Genomic DNA, 19,719 nt, shown 5'->3' on the forward strand with positions numbered 1-19,719 from the left:
TCAGGCTGCGCGGCGCAGCGGTTCGGGGGGCTCGCAGGACAGTTCGAGCCCGTCGACATAGAGGATATGGGGCGCGTCGAAGATGAGGTCGAAGAGCCGCAGGTCGCGGACCGGACCCCGGCGGATGAATTCGCCATCGACCAGGTCACGCGCGGCGACGAGGGCCTGTTCGCGGCCAAAGAGCGCCTCGGCCCGCCAATCGCGCAGGAGAACCCGCTGATCGGCGGGGATGAGAATGTCGGCCGCCGGGACGCCCTGGCCCAGCGATCCGGCGGCGATCTGCACCGTTTCGACCCGCGCGCGCCGGGCTTTCAGCCCGTGCAGGAGCACCATGCCGCGATTGCGGGTGATGATCCTGTCACCGGGGCTCAGATGTTCGACCGGCAGCGCGCCGTCGAGCGTGAGGATCGTGCTGCCGATGGGAAAACCGTTGGAGATGGATGTACGTTCTGGATCGTCGACGCGCGGTGACGCGGCGAACGACCCCTTGGGGATCTGTGTCATTGGGCAAACCTGCTCTTACTGCCTTATTGTTTTGTCACAGCTTATGACAAGAGCGGGTTAATGTCGCCTGTTTTTTCGTCGACACATCCGGTGGATTTGCCCTCGCCATGGTCAGGGGGCTTTGCTAGAAGGCGGGCGCGTGCGGGTGTGGCGGAACTGGTAGACGCACCAGATTTAGGTTCTGGCGCCGCAAGGCGTGGAGGTTCGAGTCCTCTCACCCGCACCAAAAGCCCCGACACGGCGTTTTCCGGCCAGAGACGGGTGGCGGCGATTCAGGGTTGATCCCCCCCAATGCCGCCATTAGGAAGGCGCAAATTTCGTCAGGCTGCCGGACGGGCGGCCTGTTAAGCTCATGCGAGGAAGCACATGCAAGTCACCGAGACCCTGAACGACGGCCTCAAGCGCGCCTATCAACTGCTGCTCACGGCGCAGGAACTGGATGACAAGGTCAACCAGAAACTGGCCGAGGCCCAGCCCGATATCGAGATGAAGGGCTTTCGCAAGGGCAAGGTGCCGATGGCGCTTTTGAAAAAGCAGTTCGGCCAGCGCATCCTTGGCGAAGCGATGCAGGAATCGATCGACGAGGCGATGGGCCAGCATTTCGAGGAGACCGGCGACCGCCCCGCGCTTCAGCCCAAGATCGAGATGGTCGATGGCGAGAACTGGAAAGAGGGCGACGACGTCACCGTCGAGATGTCCTATGAGGCGCTGCCCGAGATCCCCGAGGTCGATCTCAAGGCGATCTCGCTTGAAAAGATGGTCGTCAAGGCCGGCGAGGACGAGGTGAACGAGGCGCTGGAGAACCTGGCCGAGACGGCGCAGGATTTCGAGCCGCGCAAGAAGGGCACCAAGGCCAAGGACGGCGACCAGGTGGTGTTCGATTTTGTCGGCCGCGTCGATGGCGAAGCCTTCGAGGGCGGGTCGGCCGAGGATTACCCGCTGGTTCTGGGCTCGGGGTCGTTCATCCCCGGCTTCGAGGAGCAACTGGTCGGCGTCAAGGCCGGTGACGAGCCCGATGTGACGGTGAATTTCCCCGAGGATTACCAGGCCGAGCACTTGGCCGGGAAAGAGGCCGTGTTCTCCTGCACCGTGAAAGAGGTGAAGGCGCCCAAGAAGGCCGAGATCAACGACGAGTTGGCGCAGAAATTCGGCGCCGAGGACCTGGCCGCGCTCAAGGCCGACGTGGCCAAGCGGCTGGAGGAAGAATATTCGGGTGCGGCCCGCGCGGTGATGAAACGCGCGCTGCTGGACGCGCTCGACGAGGCGGTGAGCTTTGATCTGCCGCCGAGCCTTGTCGAGGCCGAGGCCAAGCAGATCGCGCATCAGCTCTGGCACGAGGAAAACCCCGAGGTGGAAGGCCATGACCACGGCGAGGTCGAGGTGAGCGACGAGCACACCAAGCTGGCCGAGCGCCGGGTGCGTCTCGGCCTGTTGCTGGCCGAGCTGGGCCAGAAGGCCGAGGTCGAGGTGACCGATGCCGAGATGACGCAGGCGATCATGAACCAGGCACGGCAATACCCCGGTCAGGAGCGCCAGTTCTTCGAGTTCATCCAGCAGAACCAGCAGATGCAGCAGCAACTGCGCGCGCCGATCTTCGAGGACAAGGTTGTCGATTACGCCTTCGAGCTGGCCACGGTCAGCGAGAAGGAGGTCAGCAAGGACGAGCTGCAAAAGGTCGTCGAGACGCTGGACGACGAATAAGCCGGGCCTCCGGCCCGCCGCATCGACAAGCCGCACAGACCAGAAGGGCCGTCCCGCCGGGGCGGCCTTTTCATGTGCGGGATGGCGGTGTTCGGGCGGGGATTCGAGTATTTCCACCAGGAAAGAGCAGGGGGCCTTGCCCAACTGTCTGTTCTTTCTTGGGAAAAATACTCGAAAACCCGGGCCGTGTCATGCGCAGGGGGGCGGGGGTGGTCACCGGGTCAGGTGCGGGCCTGTTTGGCCAGTTGCGTTGCAAGATCGCCATAGCCGGTGAAGCGGCGCTCGAAGCTCAGGCCGAGCCGGGTGGCGGCCTCTCGGGCCTTTTCGGTGAGCGCGTCATCCTCGCTCTGGGCAAGATAGACCAGTTTCTCGTAATGGCCGAAATAGGTGTCGAGCAATTGCGGGTGGCGGTCGAGGCCGAGCGGTTTCCACACGAAGGCGTCGAACTGGCGGGCAAGGAAATCGGTGAGGTAGAAGGTGGTGATCTCATCCTCGGAACGGGCGGCGAAGGCGGTGTTGCCCTCGAAGAACGAATAACAATGCGGGCCGGGGATCATTTCGACGCCCAGTTCCCTGCATTTTTCCCACAATTGCCCGCCGGTGCCGCAATCGGCGTAGACGACGAAGATCCGGTCGTAGCGGTCGCGGTGGGCCGTGACCGTTTCGGCCACCCGTTCGGTGATCCGGTCGGGCGTGTTGTGCAGGATCGCGGGCAGGCAGACCAGATCGACGTGATCCCAGCCGTTCATCTCTTTCAGCGCGATGATCTCGCGGGCGAGCGCGCCGCAGGCCACGAGCAGAAGCCGCGCCCTGGCGCCCGTGAGGGCAAGGCCGGCTTCTGTCAGGGTTTCGTCGTCGGGTATCATGGCACAGCGCGGCGCATTGCGCGCCGCCCATAGCGTTTCGGGCAACATTCGAATCGCCTCGAGTCTACCGCGCTTGGCGCTCTTGCGATATCGGCGATACCGTGTGTATCGGGTGTTTCCCGAAACACCTCAGACCGTTGCGCCCTGGTTGTGCTTGCGCGACACGAGGGTTTTCGCGGTTTCCACCGCGACGGCGGCATCGCGGCAATAGGCGTCGGCGCCGATCGCGCGGCCGAATTCCTCGTTCAGCGGGGCGCCGCCCACGAGCACGATGAAATCGTCGCGTTTGCCCTGTTCGATCATCGTGTCGATCACGACCTTCATATAGGGCATGGTGGTCGTCAGCAGGGCCGACATGCCGAGAATGTCGGGTTCCTCGGCCTCGAGCGCTTCGAGATAGGCCTCGACCGCGTTGTTGATGCCAAGGTCGACGACTTCGAACCCGGCGCCTTCCATCATCATCGAGACGAGGTTCTTGCCGATGTCGTGGATGTCGCCCTTGACCGTGCCAATCACCATCTTGCCCATGCGCGGCGCGCCGGTTTCGGCGAGCAGCGGCTTGAGGATATACATGCCGCCTTTCATCGCGTTGGCCGCGAGCAGCACCTCGGGGACAAAAAGGATACCGTCGCGGAAATCGTCACCGACGATCTTCATGCCGCCGACCAGCGCCTCGGTCAGGATCTTGTAGGGGGTCCAGCCGCGTTCGAGAAGGATGTTCACGCCTTCCTCGATCTCTTCCTTGAGGCCGTCATAGAGGTCGTCGAACATCTGGGCGACGAGATCGTCGTCGTCGAGTTCGCTGAGGATGATGTCTTCTTCTTCCTCGGACATGGGTGTTTCCTTTGTCGTTGGGCGCCGCGGTTGATCGGGTGGCGCGGGTTTCCCGATGCTATTGCCGGATTGTCGCAACCGGACTGTCCGGATTGCGACATGCGCGACGCATTGACCGACTTATACCGTGAATTCCCGTCAGCACGGCGCGAAAAATCTGCATGTGGAACATGAGTTTCATTGCAGATGTTCGCGGTATGTTCTATTTTGCGGATCATGGACGAATTTGGTGACATCGTGGAGCACACGCGCAGGCGCGGGCGCGGCGCGCTGTCGAACGTGGCGGGGCGGTTCGAACGGCTGGCGCGGGTCGAGGCGCATGACGGATGGGACATTCCCGAGGCCCGCGCGGGGTTCGGGACAGAACTGCGGGTGGAGCGGGCAGGGCGGATCATCACCTATAACCGCTCGCCCGACCTGCCGTTCGACCGGTCGATCAACCCTTATCGGGGATGCGAACATGGCTGTGTCTATTGTTTCGCGCGGCCGAGCCATGCCTATCTGGGCCTGTCGCCGGGGCTTGATTTCGAGACACGGCTGGTGGCCAAGGAGAACGCGCCGGAGGTTCTGGCGCGGGAATTGTCGGCACGATCCTACCGGGTGGCGCCGCTTGCCATCGGGACCAATACCGACCCCTATCAGCCGGTCGAGAAGACGCAGGAAATCATGCGCCGTTGTCTGGAGGTGTTGCGCGATTTCCGGCACCCGGTTGCAATCGTGACCAAGGGAGCGCTCATTGAGCGTGACATCGACATCCTGGCGCCTATGGCGCGCGACGGGCTGGTGCGGGTGGGCGTGTCGGTGACGACGCTGGACAACGATGTCGCGCGCCGGATGGAGCCGCGGGTGCCGCGCCCCTCCCGCCGGTTGGCGGTGATCCGGCGGCTCTCGGAGGCGGGTATTCCTGTGCGGCTCATGGTGTCGCCGGTGGTGCCGGGGCTGACCGATCACGAGATCGAGGCGATCCTGGAAGCGGGGCGGGATGCGGGTGCGGATGCGGCGAGCTGGATCATGCTGCGGCTGCCGCGCGAGGTATCGCCGCTGGTGCAGGAATGGCTGCAGGCGCATGAACCGGGGCGGGCGGGCAAGGTGATGGCGCGGCTGCGCGAGATGCACGGGGGCAAGGAATATGATGCGCGCTGGAGCCACCGGATGCGGGGCGAGGGGCCGCATGCGCGGATGATCGGCGCGCGGTTCAAGACGGCGGCGCGCCGACTCGGGCTGGCCGAGGGGCAGCCGGGATTGCGCTGCGATCTCTTTCGGGTGCCGCCGCGCGTCGGTGATCAGTTGCGCTTGTTCTGAGCCTCGAGCCAGACGCGGATCGCGCGGGCGACGGTTTCGGGTTTCTGGTGACAGACCCAGTGATCGGCCCCGTCGATCTCCACGCGGGTGAGGTTCGGGGCATAGTCTTCGAGCCCCTCGGTCGCGTCGGGGAGCAGGGCAGTGTCATCCGCGCCCCAGATGAGCAGGTGCGGCTGGCGCACCATGAGCCGCTCGCGGGGCAGGTCGGGCAGGTCGGTGATGGGCTGGCCCGGTTTGGCCACGCGCAGCGGCGAGGCGCGATACCAGTTGATCATGCCGCGCAGTCGCCCGGGGCCTGACCATGCCGCCTTGTAAGCGGCCAGGCGGTCGCCGGAGAGCCATGAGAGGTCCATCTTGGCGGAGAAGAGCGCCAGCAGTTTCTCGAAATCGTTTTCGGCAAGCGCATCCTCGGAGCCGTCGCGGCGCAGGTAGTGGATATATTGCGACGCTTCGGTCTGGGCCCCGCCGGCAGCGATGGCGCGCTGGAACGGGGCGGGGTGGACGCCGTTGACGATAACGAGCTGTGCCACGAGGTAGGGCCGCATCATCGCCAGCCCGTAGGCCACCGCCGCGCCCCAGTCATGGCCCAGCACGGTGCAGGGCGCGATGTCGAGCGCCGCGATCAGCTCGGCCATGTCGCCCACGAGTTTCGAGGCGGTGTATTCGCCCACGTCATGCGGTGCCCAGCTCTGGCCATAGCCGCGTTGATCGGGGGCGATCAGGTGATAGCCCGCGAGATGCGGGGCGAGATCGGCCCATGCGCCGCCATATTCGGGAAAGCCGTGCAGGCAGAGGATCACCGGTTGGCCGGGGTCGCCCCATTCGTGGAGGTGGAATGGCTGTCCGTTCAGCGTGATGTCGCGTTCGCGCATGGCCTGGCCTTTCATTCGCCCTTGGCCCGCGTTTCGAACCGCAGACCGGCGGCGGTGCGTGGAGCAAACCCTGCCCAATGGCTGTGTTCGGGTTTTGGGCTGCCATCGTCGTTCAGCGCATGCACCCCGTCCTCGGCATATTCGACGAGATCGAGGAATTGCGCGGCCTCGGTGTCGTTGCGCAGGTGCAGGTCCATGAAGGCGGTGGCGAAATGCTGGGTGATGTTGTTCATGCGCGCGGTGTCCCAGACCGCGTCGGCGTAATGGGAGAAGGGGATGAAATCGAGATGCGGCGAGGGTTGATAGCTCTCGGCCGGGGCGGGGATCGGGGCGGCGGCGTTGTGATTGGCCCCGATGAAGGTCAGGAGGTGGCGGTCGGTGCCGGTGGCCTGTTCGAAGATCTGGCGCATCGCGGGGTAGCTTGACACGTCATCGACCGATCCGGCCATGATCAGCGTCGGCTTGCGCAGCCCGGCCAGCCCGGTTTCATCCCAGAACGCGCGGTTCTTGCCCCAGGGGCCAATGGCGATGATGGCCTTGACCCGCTCGTCGATGAGTGACTCGTGGCTGTCGGTGCCGGCCATGTTGGCGGCCAAGAGGCCCTTTGGCGTGCCCCAGGTGTAGTCGACCGCCTGTTGCGTGACGCCCGCACCGCCGAAGATGAGCGCGCCGTAGCCGCCCATGGAATAGCCGATCACGCCGGTGGTGGTCGCATCGGTGATGTCGCCGATCGGGTCATCGAGCCCGGCCATGAAGTCGATCACTGCCCTCTGGTCCCAAGGGCGGTTCAGGAGGGTCGAGCCGAATGCCGCCTGGTCGGAATAGGTGCTGTCGGTGTGATCCACCGAGACGGTGACATAGCCCTTGGAGGCGAGATTTTCGCCGAGATGCGACATCAGGAACCGGTTGCCGGGATAGCCATGGCTGATCACCACGAGGGGGAACGTGCCTGTTGCCGGGGCGGCGTCGCGGGCGGCGCGGCCATGCAGGGTGGTCGGGGTCTGGCCGTCGCGGATCACGGTCTCGTAGGTGGTGCCCGGCTCGGTGCCGGGGGCGGCCGGATACCAGATTTCCACCGTGAGCGGGCGCTCGTAGGTCGGGGTGGCGTCTTCGGTCACGTTCAGGATATCGACGCGGTCGGGCATGGTGAAGCTGCGCTCCTGCACGCCGACGGGAAAATCCCCGATGGCGGCACGTTCGGGCGCGTCGGGGCGGATCGTGTCGATGCGGTTTTCGGCCATGACCGACCCGGCCCCCAGTGCGAGGGCCAGCGTTGCTGTGGTGAGGGTGTTCATGTGCGGTTCCTTCCCTGTCCTTGTCCGTCGCTGTTCGCTTGAGGACCATGACACCGAATTCATGACAACCCTGCAACCATTGGCGGGATTCCGTTGCGTCATATGCGGGTTTGACAGGGGGCAAGCCGTTGGGCGAGGAGATTTGCCGACATGCGAATGTATTCGGTGATGGGGCGAGCCAGAGTGACCAAGCCTGCCATCAAAGGGGGGGCGCGGTGCCACCCGGCGTCGACGCGCCGCGGCTAACCCGAGGGCTGCCGCGCCGCGCGCGGGGATGCGCGCGGCCGGAGCGTGACGATCAGGCGCGGCGGCGGCGCGGGCGGCGTTTGGGCGTGTCATCCTCGCCCGTGCCATCGGCGGCCGACGAGAAGGCGCCCAGGCGCGAGGTGATCTGGTCCAGTGTCGGGCGCGGGCCTTTGGGCGTGTTTTCAAGGGCTTCGCGCATTTTCCTCAAGTGATCGGGCATGGTGCCGCAACACCCGCCGATGAGTTTCACCCCGCAATCGCGGGCCAGAACGGCGTAATCGGCCATCAGTTCGGGCGTGCCGTCATAGTGGATATGACCGTCGTGATATTTCGGGATGCCCGCGTTGCCCTTGGCGATGATCGGGCGTTCGGAGCCTTGCGCGACAAATCCCAGAACGGTGCGCAGCAGGTCGGAGGCGCCGACGCCGCAATTCGCCCCGAAGGCGATCGGCGGGTTGGGCAATCCTTCGACCATATCGACCATGGCCGAAGAGGTCACACCCATCATGGTGCGGCCTGCCGTGTCAAAGCTCATCGTGCCGCACCACGGCATCCCGGCGAGCGAAAATGCTTCGGCCGCAGCCTTGTATTCCTCGGGGGCGGAGATGGTCTCGAGCCAGAGCACGTCGGCGCCGCCTTCCTTGAGACCTTCGGCCTGTTCATGGAAGATCTCGACCGCGAGGTCATGGGTGAGTGCGCCCATCGGCGCCATGATCTCGCCCGTCGGGCCGACCGACCCGGCCACGATCACCGTGCGTCCGGCGGCATCGGCCACGTCGCGCCCCAGTTCGGCGGAAATGCGCGACAACTCGCGGGCGCGTTTCTCGGCGCCGTGGAGTTTGAGGCGCGCGGCGTTGCCACCGAAGGAATTGGTCAGGAAAAGGTCCGACCCGGCCTCGACCGCGCCGCGATAGAGCGTGCGGATGCGGTCGGGGTGGTCGACGTTCCACATTTCGGGCGGTTCGCCGGATTCCAGCCCCATGTTGAACAGGTTGGTGCCGGTCGCGCCATCGGCCATCAGCCAATCGCGGGTGTCAAGCAGGCGTTGCAGCGGATTGGTCATGTCGGGCCCCGTTCAAGGATTGTCGGATCGTCCCCTTACATACCCGCATTCTGCGCGCAATTTCAAATCACGCATGATGATTATGGGCGCGAGATCGGCGTGAGGGATGACCGAGAGAAAATCGCGCGGAGCAAAACGCCCGCGCGGAGGGATCGGCCTGCGGCGGCCGGTTCGGGCTCAGACCTCGTTCATGACCTGCTGTTTGGCCACCGGGCCCAGCTCGGTCAGCTTGGCGCGAATGGTGTCGGCATCGGCGATGTCGCCCAGATCGGCGGCCACCTTGCGCACGACATCTTCGTGGCCGGGTTCCTCGAAATCGGATTTCACGACTTCGAGCGCGTAGGTGTTTGCGTCTTCACCGGTCTTGCCCAGAAGTTCGGCCGCCCAGAGGCCCAGAAGCTTGTTGGCGCGGTTGGCAGCGCGGAACTTCATTTCCTCGTCATGGGCATACTTGTTTTCGAATGCCCTTTCACGGTCGTCGAATGTGGTCATGGGGGTCATGTCTCCGCATGGCGTTTCGGTTGTTCCTGATATGCCGGTCCGGGGCGGTCTGCGCAAGACCCGGACCGCATCTTGCGACATTGCGGCCTATGGAATATGAGAACGCATGGCCGGGGACTCAGCCGCGGCCACGCTTGAGGAGCCCCCATGGCACGTCGCAAGAAGATTTACGAAGGCAAGGCCAAGACCCTGTTCGAGGGACCCGAGCCCGGCACGATCGTTCAGTATTTCAAGGATGACGCCACCGCGTTCAACGCGGAAAAGAAAGACGTGATCGAGGGCAAGGGCGTGCTCAACAACATGCTCAGCGAATATTTCATGACCGGGCTGACCAATATCGGCGTGCCCAACCATTTCATCCGGCGGCTCAACATGCGCGAGCAACTCGTGCGCGCCTGCGAGATCATCCCGCTCGAGATCATCGTGCGCAACTTTGCCGCCGGATCGCTGTCGAAGCGGTTGGGGATCGAGGAGGGCACGGCCCTGCCGCGCCCGATCATCGAATATTGCTACAAGGATGACGGGCTGGGCGATCCACTGGTCGGGGAAGAGCATATCGCCGCCTTCGGCTGGGCCAGCCAGCAGGACATGGACGACATCGTGAGCCTCGCGCTCAGGGTGAACGATTTCCTGTCGGGCGTGATGTACGGGGTCGGGATCAAGCTCGTCGATTTCAAGATCGAGGTGGGCCGGGTCTATGACGGCGATTTCCAGCGGTTGATCGTGGCCGACGAGATCAGCCCGGATTCCTGCCGGTTGTGGGACGTGGCGACGGGGCAGAAGCTCGACAAGGACGTGTTCCGGCGTGATCTTGGGTCGCTCACCGATGCCTATACGGAAGTGGCCCGGCGGCTGGGCGTGATGCCCAAGGGGTCGGCGGTGCCGATCAAGCCGACCTTGATCAACTGAGGCGACAATGCCCGCGACGCGGGCGGGATTGAGTATTTTGGGCAAGATGAAGCAGGCGCGCCTGCGCAGGATGACGGGGGTCAGGCCATGAAGGCGAAGGTTTATGTGATGCTGAAAGAGGGTGTGCTCGACCCGCAGGGGGCGGCGGTGCAGCATGCGCTTGGCGCGTTGGGGTTCGACGGTGTCGAAGGGGTGCGGCAGGGCAAGGTGATCGAGCTTGACCTCGCGACCGGCACGACCGAGGCGACGGTGCGCGAGATGTGCGAGAAGCTGCTCGCCAACACGGTGATCGAGAGTTACCGGATCGAGATGTGATGCGCGGCGCCGGTTGGGGCGGGGCGCGTGGAATGAACTCCATCCCGTGATAGGGGGCGCAATGAAGGCTGCTCAACTGACTGCGTGGCGTGCACCGCTTGAGATCGTGGATCTGCCCGAGCCGGTGGCGGGGGCGGGCGGTGTGGTTCTCAACCTGCTGGCCTGTGGGGTCTGTCGCAGCGATTGGCATGCGTGGACCGGCGCGGACCCGGATGTGCATCTGCCGCATGTGCCGGGGCACGAGTTCTGTGGCGAGGTGGTCGAGGTCGGCCCCGGGGTGCGGCGCTGGCGCGTCGGCGACCGGGTGATCGCGCCGTTCATCCTGGCCTGTGGGCAATGCCCGGACTGTGCGGCGGGCAACCAGACCGCCTGTGCCGATCAGGCGGTGCCGGGTTTTACCATCCCGGGGGCCTTTGCCGAACGGATCGCGGTGCCCTTTGCCGATCACAACCTGACCGCGTTGCCCGAAAGCATCGCGCCGGCCTTGGCCGCCGGGCTGGGCTGTCGCGTCACCACGGCCTGGCATGCGCTGACCGGGCGGGTGGGGTTGCGTGCTGGCGAATGGCTGGCGGTCTTTGGCGGTGGTGGCGTGGGCACGGCGGCGCTTTTGCTGGGGCGGGCATTGGGTGCGCGGGTCGTCGTGGTGGATGTCGTGCAGGACAAGCTCGACTATGCAAGCGGGCTGGGTGCCGATGCCGTGGTCAATGCGGCGGACGTGGACGCGGCCGAGGCGGTGCGCGAGATCACCGGCGGTGGCGCCGATGTGGCGCTTGAGGCGCTGGGGATCGAGGTGACGGTGGTGGGTGCGATCCAGAGCCTGCGCAAGCTGGGGCGGATGGTCATGGTCGGCATGCCCGCGGGCGATCATGTGAAGATGCATCTGCCGATGGATGCGGTCTATTCCGGGCAGTTGGCGATCTATGGCACGCGCGGCATGCCCGCGTGGCGCTATCCCAGCCTGCTTTCGCTGATCGAGGGTGGGCAGGTGGACTTGTCACCGCTGGTCACGCGGCATATCACCCTGGGCGAGGTGAGCGGTGAGCTGGCCGCCTTTGATGCCCCTGCGCCGCCGGGGGTGGCGGTGATCACCGATTTCACGCGATAGGACAAGGAGCCGGGTCCATGCATGCAGCCGTCATCGTCTTTCCGGGGTCGAATTGCGACCGTGATCTTGCCGTGGCGCTTGAGAGCGCGGGGGCGAAGGTCAGCATGGTCTGGCACAAGGATACCGACCTGCCCGCGGGCGTCGACATGGTGGGTATCCCCGGGGGCTTTTCCTTTGGCGATTACCTGCGCTGCGGGGCGATCGCGGCCAATTCGCCGATCTGCCGCTCGGTCGTGGCCCATGCCGAGCGCGGCGGGTATGTTCTTGGCGTCTGCAACGGGTTCCAGGTGCTGACCGAAACCGGGCTGCTACCCGGGGCGCTGCGCCGCAATGGCAATCTCAAGTATATCTGCAAGCCGGTCGAATTGCGGGTCGAGGATTGCGATACGGTTTACCTGCGCGGATACAAGCCGGGGCAGGTGATTACCGTGCCGATCGCGCATCATGACGGGAATTATTTCGTGGACGACGCCAAGCTGGCGCAGTTGCGAGACGAAGGGCGGATTGCTTTTTCCTATGTGAACAATCCCAACGGGTCGGTGGCCGATATCGCCGGTGTGGTCTCGAAGAACCGTCGGGTGCTGGGGATGATGCCGCATCCCGAGCGCATGGCCGAGGCGGCCCATGGCGGGACCGACGGCAAGGCGATGTTCGATGGCCTGATGGACGCGCTGGCGCTGGCCTGAGGGGCGGAATGCGCCGGGCAAAGCGGGCCTTTGCGGGCGGGTGTCCGTAAGGATCGGCGGTATTCTGCGCGTTTCGGGTGGCGAGGCCGTTCTGGTGTGCGTCCCGGGCGTTCCCGCGCTTGAGCGGGCGCACGGCGGGGCGTAAGCTGGTGTGATGGCAAGGCTTCCGGTTCCCAGTTCTGATCCACGTGAGCGTCGCACGCGCCTGACCGGGTGGCGGACGCGGATCGCGCTGGGGCTGTTGATCATTATCGCGGTGGCGACGGTGGTTGTTACCAACCACCTGCTGACCGAGCGGTTTACCCAGACCACGCGCAATCGGGCCGAGCTGCGCCTTGCGCTTTATTCGGGCAATCTTGTCAGCGAACTGCGGCGCAATGCCATCGTGCCGCAGCTTCTGGCGCGCGATCCGGCGCTGATCGGGGCGCTCAATTCCGGCGATTTCAGCCAGTCGACCCAACGGCTTATCTCGTTCGTCGAGGAAATCGGTGCGGCGTCTCTCATGCTGCTGGACCGAGACGGGCGCACGGTGGCCGCGACCGATCGCAATCGGCTGGGCGAAAGCCATCGGCAGGGCCGGTATTTCGTCGATGCGCTGCGATCGAGCAGCACGGTGTTCTCGGTCACGGAGCGCGAGGCGGGGGGCTATCGCTTTACCTATGCGCGGCGGGTGGACTGGCAGGGGCAGACGCTGGGCGTGATCGCGGTCGAGGTCGATCTGCAAAAATTCGAACGCGCATGGGCGGGGATTTCCGAAGCGGTGATCGTGATCGATTCGACCGGCACGATCGTTCTTGCGACGGAGCCGCGCTGGCGTGGGCTGACCGAGGCCGAGGCGTTGAGACGTGCCCCGGTGGGCAGTGCCATAGAGCGGGCGATCCGCGCCACCGCCGACTGGACGTCGCTGCCGGCCGATGCCTATGTGCAGGGCGAGGCGGTGATGCGGATGGAGGGGCGGGTGTCGTTTCGCGGCTGGCGGATCGCGACCTTTACCCCCTATGCCAGCGTGCGCGAGAAGGTGAACGCCTTTCTGGCGCTCGAGATCATGGGATTCGCGATCCTCTTGGCGTTGGCGTTCTACTTTCTCAGCCGCAAGACGGCGGTGCGCATGGCGCTGTTTCAACGCGAGTCGGCCGAACTTCGCGCATTGAACCAGCGTCTGCAGCGGGAAATCGCCGAACGCCAGAGGATGCAGGGCAAGCTGGAAGTGGCCGAGCAGACCCTTGAGCAAAGCTCGAAACTGGCGGTTCTGGGCGAGATGTCGGCGGCGGTTTCGCACGAGTTGAACCAGCCGCTGGCGGCGATGAAGACCTATCTGGCGGGGGCTGCCCTCCTGTTGCAGCGCAGCCGGCCCGAGGAGGCGCTGTCGTCGTTTCAGCGGATCGACGACCTGATCGAGCGGATGGGGGCGATCACGCGACAGTTGAAGAGCTATGCGCGCAAGGCGGGCGATTCACTTGCCCCTGTAAACATGGGCGAAGCGGTGGTTTCGGCGCTGGCGATGATGGAGCCGCAACTCAAGCGCCGCAAGGTGCGGATCACCCGCGCGATACCCGACCGGCCGGTGAGGGTGATGGGTGACCGGCTGCGGATCGAGCAGGTGATCATCAACCTTCTGCGCAACGCGCTCGATGCGACGCAGGGCGTGGACGCCCCCGAGATCGACATTCTTCTGGCTGCGGGTGAAACCGCCACGCTCAGCGTGCGTGACAACGGGCACGGGATCGAGAATCTCGAATCCCTGTTCGAGCCGTTCTACACCACCAAGCAACCGGGCGAGGGGGTCGGGCTGGGGCTTGCCATTTCCTCCGGGATCGTGAACGACCTTGGCGGACGTCTGACGGCGCGCAATGCCGAAGGCGGAGGGGCTGTATTCGAAATGCGGTTGCCTATCTTTGAAGAGGAAGAGACCCGCGCGGCCGAGTAGCCCGCAAGGTTGTACGTATGGCATCAAGGGAAGAGTGTGATGGCCAAGGCTATGAAGATCGCGATCATCGATGACGAGCAGGACATGCGCCAGTCGATCAGCCAGTGGTTGGCGTTGTCGGGCTATGACACCGAGACATTCGCCAGCGCCGAGGATGCGCTGAAGAAACTGGGCCCGGATTACCCGGGCATCGTGATTTCCGACATAAAGATGCCCGGCATGGACGGGATGCAGTTCTTGAAGAAGCTGATGGGGCAGGACAGTGCCCTGCCGGTGATCATGATCACCGGTCACGGCGACGTGCCGATGGCGGTTGAGGCGATGCGCGTAGGCGCCTTTGATTTCCTCGAAAAGCCGTTCAACCCCGACCGGATGAGCGAACTGGCCAAGAAGGCCGCCCATGCGCGGCGCCTCGTGCTGGACAACCGCGCGCTGCGCCGGGAGCTCAGCGATGGCGGGCAGCTGATGAAAAAGCTCATCGGGGTGAGCCCGGTGATGGAGCGGCTGCGCGAGGATATCCTCGATTTGGGGCAGGCGGATGGTCATGTCCTGATCGACGGCGAGACCGGCACCGGCAAGACGCTGGTGGCGCACGCGCTGCATGCGGTGGGGGCGCGGGCCGGGAAGAAATTCGTGCTGGTGAGCTGTTCGGCGCTGGAAGAGGATGCGTTGTCAAAGCGGCTGTTCGGGCCGATGATGCCCGAGGACAGCCAGCTTCCGGCGGTCGAGGAGGCACGTGGGGGGTCGCTCATCCTTGAGGATGTCGAGGCCCTGCCCGATGCGGTGCAGGGCAAGCTTTTGAGCTTTGTCAACGACGAGGGCACGCCGCCCGAAACCCGGATCATCGCCATTTCCAACCTCCAGGAGCAGGGCAAGACCTGCGAGGATGCGTTGCGCGCGGATCTGTTCTATCGCCTGGCCGCGCTGCGTATCACCGTGCCGCCGCTGCGTCAGCGCGGCGAGGATATCCTGACGCTGTTTACCCGGCTCTCGGAGCAGTTCGCCGATGAATATGGCTGTGATGCGCCCAAGGTCAGCGCACAGGAAGCCGCGCAGCTCTTGCAGGCGCCGTGGCCGGGCAATGTGCGGCAATTGATCAACGTGGCCGAACGCGCGGTGTTGCAATCGCGACGCGGGCAGGGGTCGATCACCTCGCTTCTGATGAGCGATCACGAGGACATGCAACCGGTGATGACGACCGAGGGCAAGCCGCTCAAGGAATATGTCGAGGCGTTCGAGCGGATGCTGATCGACAACACGATGCGCCGCCACAAGGGCAGTATTTCCAACGTGATGGACGAGCTGTGCCTGCCGCGCCGGACACTCAACGAGAAGATGGCGAAATACGGGCTGCAACGGTCCGATTACCTGTGAAACCGGGCTGCCGGGGCGGGTTTGCGGGGCGTCCGGGCCTTTGCCAAAATGGCGCTATGCTCATTTCGGCATTGTAATCGCCCCATCCATGCCCTTATGTAGGAGTATGGCACAGGCCCGTCTGCCGAGTGCCGAGAGAGTTTCACTGTCAGGACAGGTGTAGGTTTCAAAACCGGCATGTTCGGACAGGATGAATGGGTCCCGCTTGGGGCCACATGAAAGGTCCGTCACCCCATGGGGTGCTCCGGACGAATGAACGGGCTGCGGCACCGCATGTCGGGCGCAGCCGGAGAAGAACCGCGATGAAGCGCGCGCGACCATTGAGTGTGAGAGCAGGGGGCCTTGTTGCCCGCGCCTGCCGCGCGGCGTTCGTTGCCAGAAACAGACATGCCGCAAGACCGATCGCGCCCCCCGGGGTGGTGGCGGTCCTGTTGTCATGCAAATGGATCACATGGCCAAGAAAATGCTTATCGATGCCACCCACGCGGAGGAAACCCGCGTCGTGGTGGTGGACGGAAACAAGGTTGAGGAATTCGACTTCGAGTCCGAGAACAAACGCCAGCTTGCTGGCAATATCTACCTAGCCAAGGTTACACGGGTCGAACCGTCGCTTCAGGCGGCCTTTGTCGATTACGGCGGCAACCGCCACGGCTTTCTCGCTTTTTCGGAAATTCATCCCGATTACTACCAGATCCCGGTCGCCGACCGTGAAAAGCTGATGGAAGAAGAGCGCGCCTATGTCGAGTCGCTGAAGGCGCGCGAGGAAGAAGACGAGAAAAAGCCCTCGCGTTCGCGCAGTCGGCGCTCGTCTTCGAAGAAGACCAGTGCCGAGGCGATCAAGTCCGACGATGCGGTCGCGTCGAGCGATGCGCAGCCGGGTGAAGGCGGGCGTGACATCTCGGGAATGGAGACCATCGACCTTGAAGGCGAAGAGGTTCCCGAGGGCGCCTCGCCGATGGATATGGTGGGCGAGACCCCGGTGGAAGAGCCGGATGATACCGCAAACGGCGATACCGACAATGACGTGGGCAACGGCAACGCGCAGGCCGCTAATGCCGCCGCCAAGGATGACAGCATCGAATCTGTTGCAGATGACGATGACAGCGAAGACATCCGCCCGCCCCGCAAACCGCGTGCGCGCCGCTACAAGATCCAGGAAGTGATCAAGGTGCGCCAGATTCTCCTGGTGCAGGTCGTCAAGGAAGAGCGCGGCAACAAGGGTGCGGCGCTGACCACCTATCTGTCGCTTGCGGGCCGCTATTGCGTGCTCATGCCCAACACCGCGCGGGGCGGCGGCATCAGCCGCAAGATCACCAACGCGCCGGACCGCAAGAAGCTCAAGGAAATCGCCAACGAGATCGACGTGCCGCAGGGTGCGGGCCTGATCATCCGCACGGCGGGGGCCAAGCGCACCAAGAGCGAGATCAAGCGCGATTACGAGTATCTGCAACGGCTGTGGGAACAGATCCGCGAGCTGACGCTGAAATCCATCGCGCCGGCAAAGATCTATGAAGAGGGCGACCTGATCAAACGCTCGATCCGCGACCTCTACAATCGCGAGATCGACGAGGTTCTGGTCGAGGGCGAGCGCGGTTATCGCATCGCCAAGGACTTCATGAAGATGATCATGCCGTCCCACGCCAAGAACGTGAAGCATTACCACGAGGGGCTGCCGCTCTTTGCGCGGTTCCAGGTCGAGAGCTATCTCAGTTCGATGTTCAACCCGAGTGTTCAACTCAAGTCGGGCGGATATATCGTGATCGGTGTGACCGAGGCGCTGGTGGCGATCGACGTCAACTCGGGACGGGCGACCAAGGAAGGCTCGATCGAGGAGACCGCGCTCAAGACCAACTTGGAGGCCGCCGAAGAGGTGGCACGCCAGTTGCGTCTGCGCGACCTGGCCGGGCTGATCGTGATCGACTTTATCGACATGGACGAGCGCCGCAACAATGCGGCGGTTGAAAAGCGGATCAAGGACAAGCTCAAGACTGATCGGGCGCGTATTCAGGTCGGGCGTATTTCGGGCTTTGGCCTGATGGAAATGTCGCGCCAGCGGCTGCGCCCGGGCATGATCGAGGCGACAACGCAGCCGTGCCCGCATTGCCACGGCACCGGGCTCATCCGTTCGGATGACAGCCTGTCGCTGAGCATTCTGCGGCAGATCGAGGAAGAGGGCACGCGCGGTCGCTCGCGCGAGGTTCTGGTGAAATGCCCGGTGGGGATCGCCAATTTCCTGATGAACCAGAAGCGCGACCACATCGCACAGATCGAGGCGCGGTATACTCTGAGCGTGCGGATCGAAGGCGATCCGATGCTGATCTCGCCCGATTTCAGCCTTGAGAAGTTCAAGACCGCCTCGCGGGTCGTTGCGGATGTCAGCGCACATGTGGTGTCGGTCGATACATCCCTGATGGACGATATCGACAGCGACGTTGAAACCGAAGAGGACAGCGCGCCCACGCAGGTGGAAACGGGGCAGGCCGAGGGCGAAGAGGAAAAGCCCAAGAAGCGCCGCCGCCGTCGTCGTCGGAGCCGGTCGTCCAAATCCGGCAACGGGGCCGAGACGTCGAGCGAGGATCGCAACACCGAGTCCGAGGCTGAGCAAGTGGCGCAGTCCGATGCGGTCGCGCCCACGGAAGAACCGGCCAAAGAGACGACCGCCGAGAAATCCGATGCGCCCAAGGCGAAATCGACCCGGTCCTCGTCGAGATCGAAATCGACGGCCAAAGCTCCGGCCAAGGAGGCCGAAGCGGCCGGAGTGGACGAGGCTGCCCAGGCTGGCGAGGATGGCAAACCGGCCGATGCGGAGGCGGAAAAGCCCAAACCGTCCAGATCGAGGACGGCCAAATCCGGCACCACCGTGTCGCGCACACGCAGCAAGAGCACGGCGAAACCGGCGACCGGCCCTGTGGAGGCCGCTGCGCCCGTGGCGGAAAAACCCGCCGACGAGTCGGCCGAGGCGGATGCGGCGGCTGTGAAGCCGGACGAAAAGCCGAAGCCCAAGCCGAGGGCGAAGCGCAGCACCTCTTCGCGGTCGAAAACGACCAAGACCGCTGCCGCGGCAGACAGCGCACCCGAGGCGGAAGCCAAGTCGAACGGGGTGGATACCCCGCCTGAGCAAGCCCCCCAGGAACCGGCAACGGCCAAGCAATCCGAGGCGGTTGCCGCCAGCGCCGGAGACGGTGATGCGAAGGTGACGGAAGACGCATCGTCGGTCACGCAGGCGGCGGCGGCGGAGGACACCAAGCAGGACGCGACGAAGGCGCCGGCCAAGAAAGCGCCCAAGAAGCGCGGTTGGTGGTCGCTTGGCCGCGGCTGAGACGGTGACGACGAAATGACGGGTGAACGCCGCGCGAAACCGCGCGGCGTTCTGCTTTTGAAACGCGGCTCGTTCATGTTCACATTACGGCCAACGGCTTTGTGACATCACGTCGCGTGACGCCGTGCGCGCGATGGCGTAAGGGGAAGACATGTTCGGAATCGAGATCATAGATGCGGGCCTTTTGCCCGCGATGCTGGTGGCGGTTTTCGCCGGTGTGCTGTCCTTTCTCAGCCCTTGCGTGCTGCCTATCGTGCCACCTTATCTTGCGTATCTGTCCGGGGTTTCCGTCTCGGATCTGAACGAGGGGCGCAATCGCGCGATCGGGCCGGCGCTGTTCTTCGTGCTGGGGCTTTCAACCGTGTTCCTGATGCTCGGGTTCACCGCCTCGGTGGCGGGAACGCTGTTCCTGCAATATCAGAGCTGGTTCAACGCGATTGCCGGTATTCTTGTCATGGGGTTCGGGGCGCATTTCATCGGGATTTACCGGATCGGGTTTCTTGATCGCGAGGCGCGGATGGATGCGGGCGACCGCGGCGGAACCGCCTTTGGGGCCTATATCCTCGGGCTGGCCTTTGCCTTTGGCTGGACCCCCTGTATCGGGCCGCAACTGGGCGCGATCCTGAGCCTTGCGGCGAGCGAGGCAGATGTGACGCGCGGCACGTTCCTTCTGGGGATCTATGCCATGGGGCTGGGGGTGCCGTTCATTCTTGTCGCTGCTTTCCTGCCGCGCCTGGACGGGTTCATGGGCTGGATGAAGCGCCATCTCGAACAGATCGAAAAGGTGATGGGCTTGCTGCTGTGGACCATTGGCCTGTTGATGCTGACCGGCGGGTTTGCGAGCTTCTCTTACTGGCTGCTTGAGACGTTCCCGGGGCTGGCCGCGCTGGGGTAAGGCGG

At 64.2% G+C, this 19,719-nt stretch carries 17 protein-coding genes and 1 tRNA gene; 11 read left to right on the forward strand and 7 right to left on the reverse strand.

What is annotated here, in order from left to right; all coding sequences use genetic code 11:
* Positions 1–504 (reverse strand): Hint domain-containing protein, encoded by a 504-nt coding sequence (locus FLO80_RS01240; RefSeq protein WP_111362145.1) that lies wholly within the window; start codon positions 502–504, stop codon positions 1–3.
* Between the two features lie 141 nt (positions 505–645).
* Between FLO80_RS01240 and FLO80_RS01245 the strand changes: the two genes are divergently transcribed.
* Positions 646–730, forward strand: a tRNA-Leu gene (locus FLO80_RS01245).
* 140 nt (positions 731–870) lie between these two features.
* Entirely contained in the window at positions 871–2,205 is a 1,335-nt protein-coding gene (tig, locus tag FLO80_RS01250) for a trigger factor (RefSeq protein ID WP_111362144.1), read from the forward strand.
* 221 nt (positions 2,206–2,426) lie between these two features.
* Here the strand turns inward: tig and FLO80_RS01255 are convergent, their stop codons facing one another.
* Together FLO80_RS01255 and FLO80_RS01260 are read right to left on the reverse strand one after the other, a co-directional pair.
* Complete coding sequence (locus tag FLO80_RS01255) at positions 2,427–3,071, reverse strand: DUF1638 domain-containing protein (RefSeq protein ID WP_111362390.1); 645 nt, start codon at positions 3,069–3,071, stop codon at positions 2,427–2,429.
* 129 nt (positions 3,072–3,200) lie between these two features.
* Positions 3,201–3,905: a corrinoid protein gene (locus FLO80_RS01260; RefSeq protein ID WP_111362143.1), complete on the reverse strand. Its 705-nt coding sequence runs from the start codon at positions 3,903–3,905 to the stop codon at positions 3,201–3,203.
* 216 nt (positions 3,906–4,121) lie between these two features.
* Here FLO80_RS01260 and FLO80_RS01265 point away from each other — a divergent pair, with 216 nt between their 5' ends.
* On the forward strand, positions 4,122–5,207 hold the full coding sequence (locus FLO80_RS01265; RefSeq protein WP_111362142.1) for a PA0069 family radical SAM protein: 1,086 nt from the start codon (positions 4,122–4,124) through the stop codon (positions 5,205–5,207).
* On the opposite strand, the gene FLO80_RS01270 is transcribed toward FLO80_RS01265, so the two are convergent.
* The 4 genes from FLO80_RS01270 to FLO80_RS01285 all read right to left on the reverse strand — a co-directional run bounded on the left by FLO80_RS01270 (position 5,189) and on the right by FLO80_RS01285 (position 9,175).
* The gene (locus tag FLO80_RS01270; RefSeq protein ID WP_111362141.1) at positions 5,189–6,079 is read right to left on the reverse strand and encodes an alpha/beta fold hydrolase; all 891 of its coding nucleotides are present in this window, start codon (positions 6,077–6,079) and stop codon (positions 5,189–5,191) included. The two genes, FLO80_RS01265 and FLO80_RS01270, sit on opposite strands and share 19 nt — an antisense overlap.
* Positions 6,080–6,090: 11 nt before the next feature.
* The gene (locus FLO80_RS01275; RefSeq protein ID WP_111362140.1) at positions 6,091–7,374 is read right to left on the reverse strand and encodes an alpha/beta hydrolase family protein; all 1,284 of its coding nucleotides are present in this window, start codon (positions 7,372–7,374) and stop codon (positions 6,091–6,093) included.
* A 298-nt stretch (positions 7,375–7,672) separates the two neighbouring features.
* Positions 7,673–8,683, reverse strand: coding sequence for a betaine--homocysteine S-methyltransferase (gene bmt, locus FLO80_RS01280; protein ID WP_111362139.1), 1,011 nt, complete (start codon positions 8,681–8,683; stop codon positions 7,673–7,675).
* Positions 8,684–8,860: 177 nt separating this feature from the next.
* Positions 8,861–9,175, reverse strand: a complete 315-nt coding sequence (locus FLO80_RS01285; RefSeq protein WP_111362138.1) for a DUF1476 domain-containing protein — start codon at positions 9,173–9,175, stop codon at positions 8,861–8,863.
* Between the two features lie 156 nt (positions 9,176–9,331).
* On the opposite strand from FLO80_RS01285, the gene purC reads away from it, so the two are divergent.
* The 8 genes from purC to FLO80_RS01325 all read left to right on the forward strand — a co-directional run bounded on the left by purC (position 9,332) and on the right by FLO80_RS01325 (position 19,714).
* Complete coding sequence (gene purC, locus FLO80_RS01290; RefSeq protein ID WP_111362137.1) at positions 9,332–10,093, forward strand: phosphoribosylaminoimidazolesuccinocarboxamide synthase; 762 nt, start codon at positions 9,332–9,334, stop codon at positions 10,091–10,093.
* Positions 10,094–10,180: 87 nt separating this feature from the next.
* Positions 10,181–10,408: a phosphoribosylformylglycinamidine synthase subunit PurS gene (gene purS, locus FLO80_RS01295; RefSeq protein ID WP_111362136.1), complete on the forward strand. Its 228-nt coding sequence runs from the start codon at positions 10,181–10,183 to the stop codon at positions 10,406–10,408.
* A 61-nt stretch (positions 10,409–10,469) separates the two neighbouring features.
* Positions 10,470–11,513, forward strand: a complete 1,044-nt coding sequence (locus tag FLO80_RS01300; RefSeq protein WP_111362135.1) for an alcohol dehydrogenase catalytic domain-containing protein — start codon at positions 10,470–10,472, stop codon at positions 11,511–11,513.
* A gap of 17 nt (positions 11,514–11,530) precedes the next feature.
* Positions 11,531–12,199 carry a phosphoribosylformylglycinamidine synthase subunit PurQ gene (purQ, locus tag FLO80_RS01305; RefSeq protein WP_111362134.1) on the forward strand — a complete coding sequence of 223 codons (669 nt, stop codon included), beginning with the start codon at positions 11,531–11,533 and terminating at the stop codon, positions 12,197–12,199.
* Positions 12,200–12,353: 154 nt separating this feature from the next.
* Positions 12,354–14,126 (forward strand): sensor histidine kinase, encoded by a 1,773-nt coding sequence (locus FLO80_RS01310; RefSeq protein WP_111362133.1) that lies wholly within the window; start codon positions 12,354–12,356, stop codon positions 14,124–14,126.
* A 39-nt stretch (positions 14,127–14,165) separates the two neighbouring features.
* Positions 14,166–15,500, forward strand: a complete 1,335-nt coding sequence (locus FLO80_RS01315; RefSeq protein ID WP_111362132.1) for a sigma-54-dependent transcriptional regulator — start codon at positions 14,166–14,168, stop codon at positions 15,498–15,500.
* Positions 15,501–15,951: 451 nt separating this feature from the next.
* The gene (locus FLO80_RS01320) at positions 15,952–18,819 is read left to right on the forward strand and encodes an Rne/Rng family ribonuclease (protein ID WP_111362131.1); all 2,868 of its coding nucleotides are present in this window, start codon (positions 15,952–15,954) and stop codon (positions 18,817–18,819) included.
* 151 nt (positions 18,820–18,970) lie between these two features.
* Positions 18,971–19,714 carry a cytochrome c biogenesis CcdA family protein gene (locus FLO80_RS01325; RefSeq protein WP_111362130.1) on the forward strand — a complete coding sequence of 248 codons (744 nt, stop codon included), beginning with the start codon at positions 18,971–18,973 and terminating at the stop codon, positions 19,712–19,714.
* The last annotated feature ends 5 nt before the right edge of the window (positions 19,715–19,719 follow it).

The sequence above is a fragment of the Aquicoccus porphyridii genome (assembly GCF_008369105.1).
Taxonomy (GTDB): Bacteria; Pseudomonadota; Alphaproteobacteria; order Rhodobacterales; family Rhodobacteraceae; genus Aquicoccus; species Aquicoccus porphyridii.

Coding starts and splice junctions, on each gene's coding strand:
- FLO80_RS01240 (WP_111362145.1), bottom strand. CDS start 504: ATGACACAGATCCCCAAGGGGTCGTTCGCCGCGTCACCGCGCGTCGAC.
- tig (WP_111362144.1), top strand. CDS start 871: ATGCAAGTCACCGAGACCCTGAACGACGGCCTCAAGCGCGCCTATCAA.
- FLO80_RS01255 (WP_111362390.1), bottom strand. CDS start 3,071: ATGATACCCGACGACGAAACCCTGACAGAAGCCGGCCTTGCCCTCACG.
- FLO80_RS01260 (WP_111362143.1), bottom strand. CDS start 3,905: ATGTCCGAGGAAGAAGAAGACATCATCCTCAGCGAACTCGACGACGAC.
- FLO80_RS01265 (WP_111362142.1), top strand. CDS start 4,122: ATGGACGAATTTGGTGACATCGTGGAGCACACGCGCAGGCGCGGGCGC.
- FLO80_RS01270 (WP_111362141.1), bottom strand. CDS start 6,079: ATGCGCGAACGCGACATCACGCTGAACGGACAGCCATTCCACCTCCAC.
- FLO80_RS01275 (WP_111362140.1), bottom strand. CDS start 7,374: ATGAACACCCTCACCACAGCAACGCTGGCCCTCGCACTGGGGGCCGGG.
- bmt (WP_111362139.1), bottom strand. CDS start 8,683: ATGACCAATCCGCTGCAACGCCTGCTTGACACCCGCGATTGGCTGATG.
- FLO80_RS01285 (WP_111362138.1), bottom strand. CDS start 9,175: ATGACCACATTCGACGACCGTGAAAGGGCATTCGAAAACAAGTATGCC.
- purC (WP_111362137.1), top strand. CDS start 9,332: ATGGCACGTCGCAAGAAGATTTACGAAGGCAAGGCCAAGACCCTGTTC.
- purS (WP_111362136.1), top strand. CDS start 10,181: ATGAAGGCGAAGGTTTATGTGATGCTGAAAGAGGGTGTGCTCGACCCG.
- FLO80_RS01300 (WP_111362135.1), top strand. CDS start 10,470: ATGAAGGCTGCTCAACTGACTGCGTGGCGTGCACCGCTTGAGATCGTG.
- purQ (WP_111362134.1), top strand. CDS start 11,531: ATGCATGCAGCCGTCATCGTCTTTCCGGGGTCGAATTGCGACCGTGAT.
- FLO80_RS01310 (WP_111362133.1), top strand. CDS start 12,354: ATGGCAAGGCTTCCGGTTCCCAGTTCTGATCCACGTGAGCGTCGCACG.
- FLO80_RS01315 (WP_111362132.1), top strand. CDS start 14,166: ATGGCCAAGGCTATGAAGATCGCGATCATCGATGACGAGCAGGACATG.
- FLO80_RS01320 (WP_111362131.1), top strand. CDS start 15,952: ATGGCCAAGAAAATGCTTATCGATGCCACCCACGCGGAGGAAACCCGC.
- FLO80_RS01325 (WP_111362130.1), top strand. CDS start 18,971: ATGTTCGGAATCGAGATCATAGATGCGGGCCTTTTGCCCGCGATGCTG.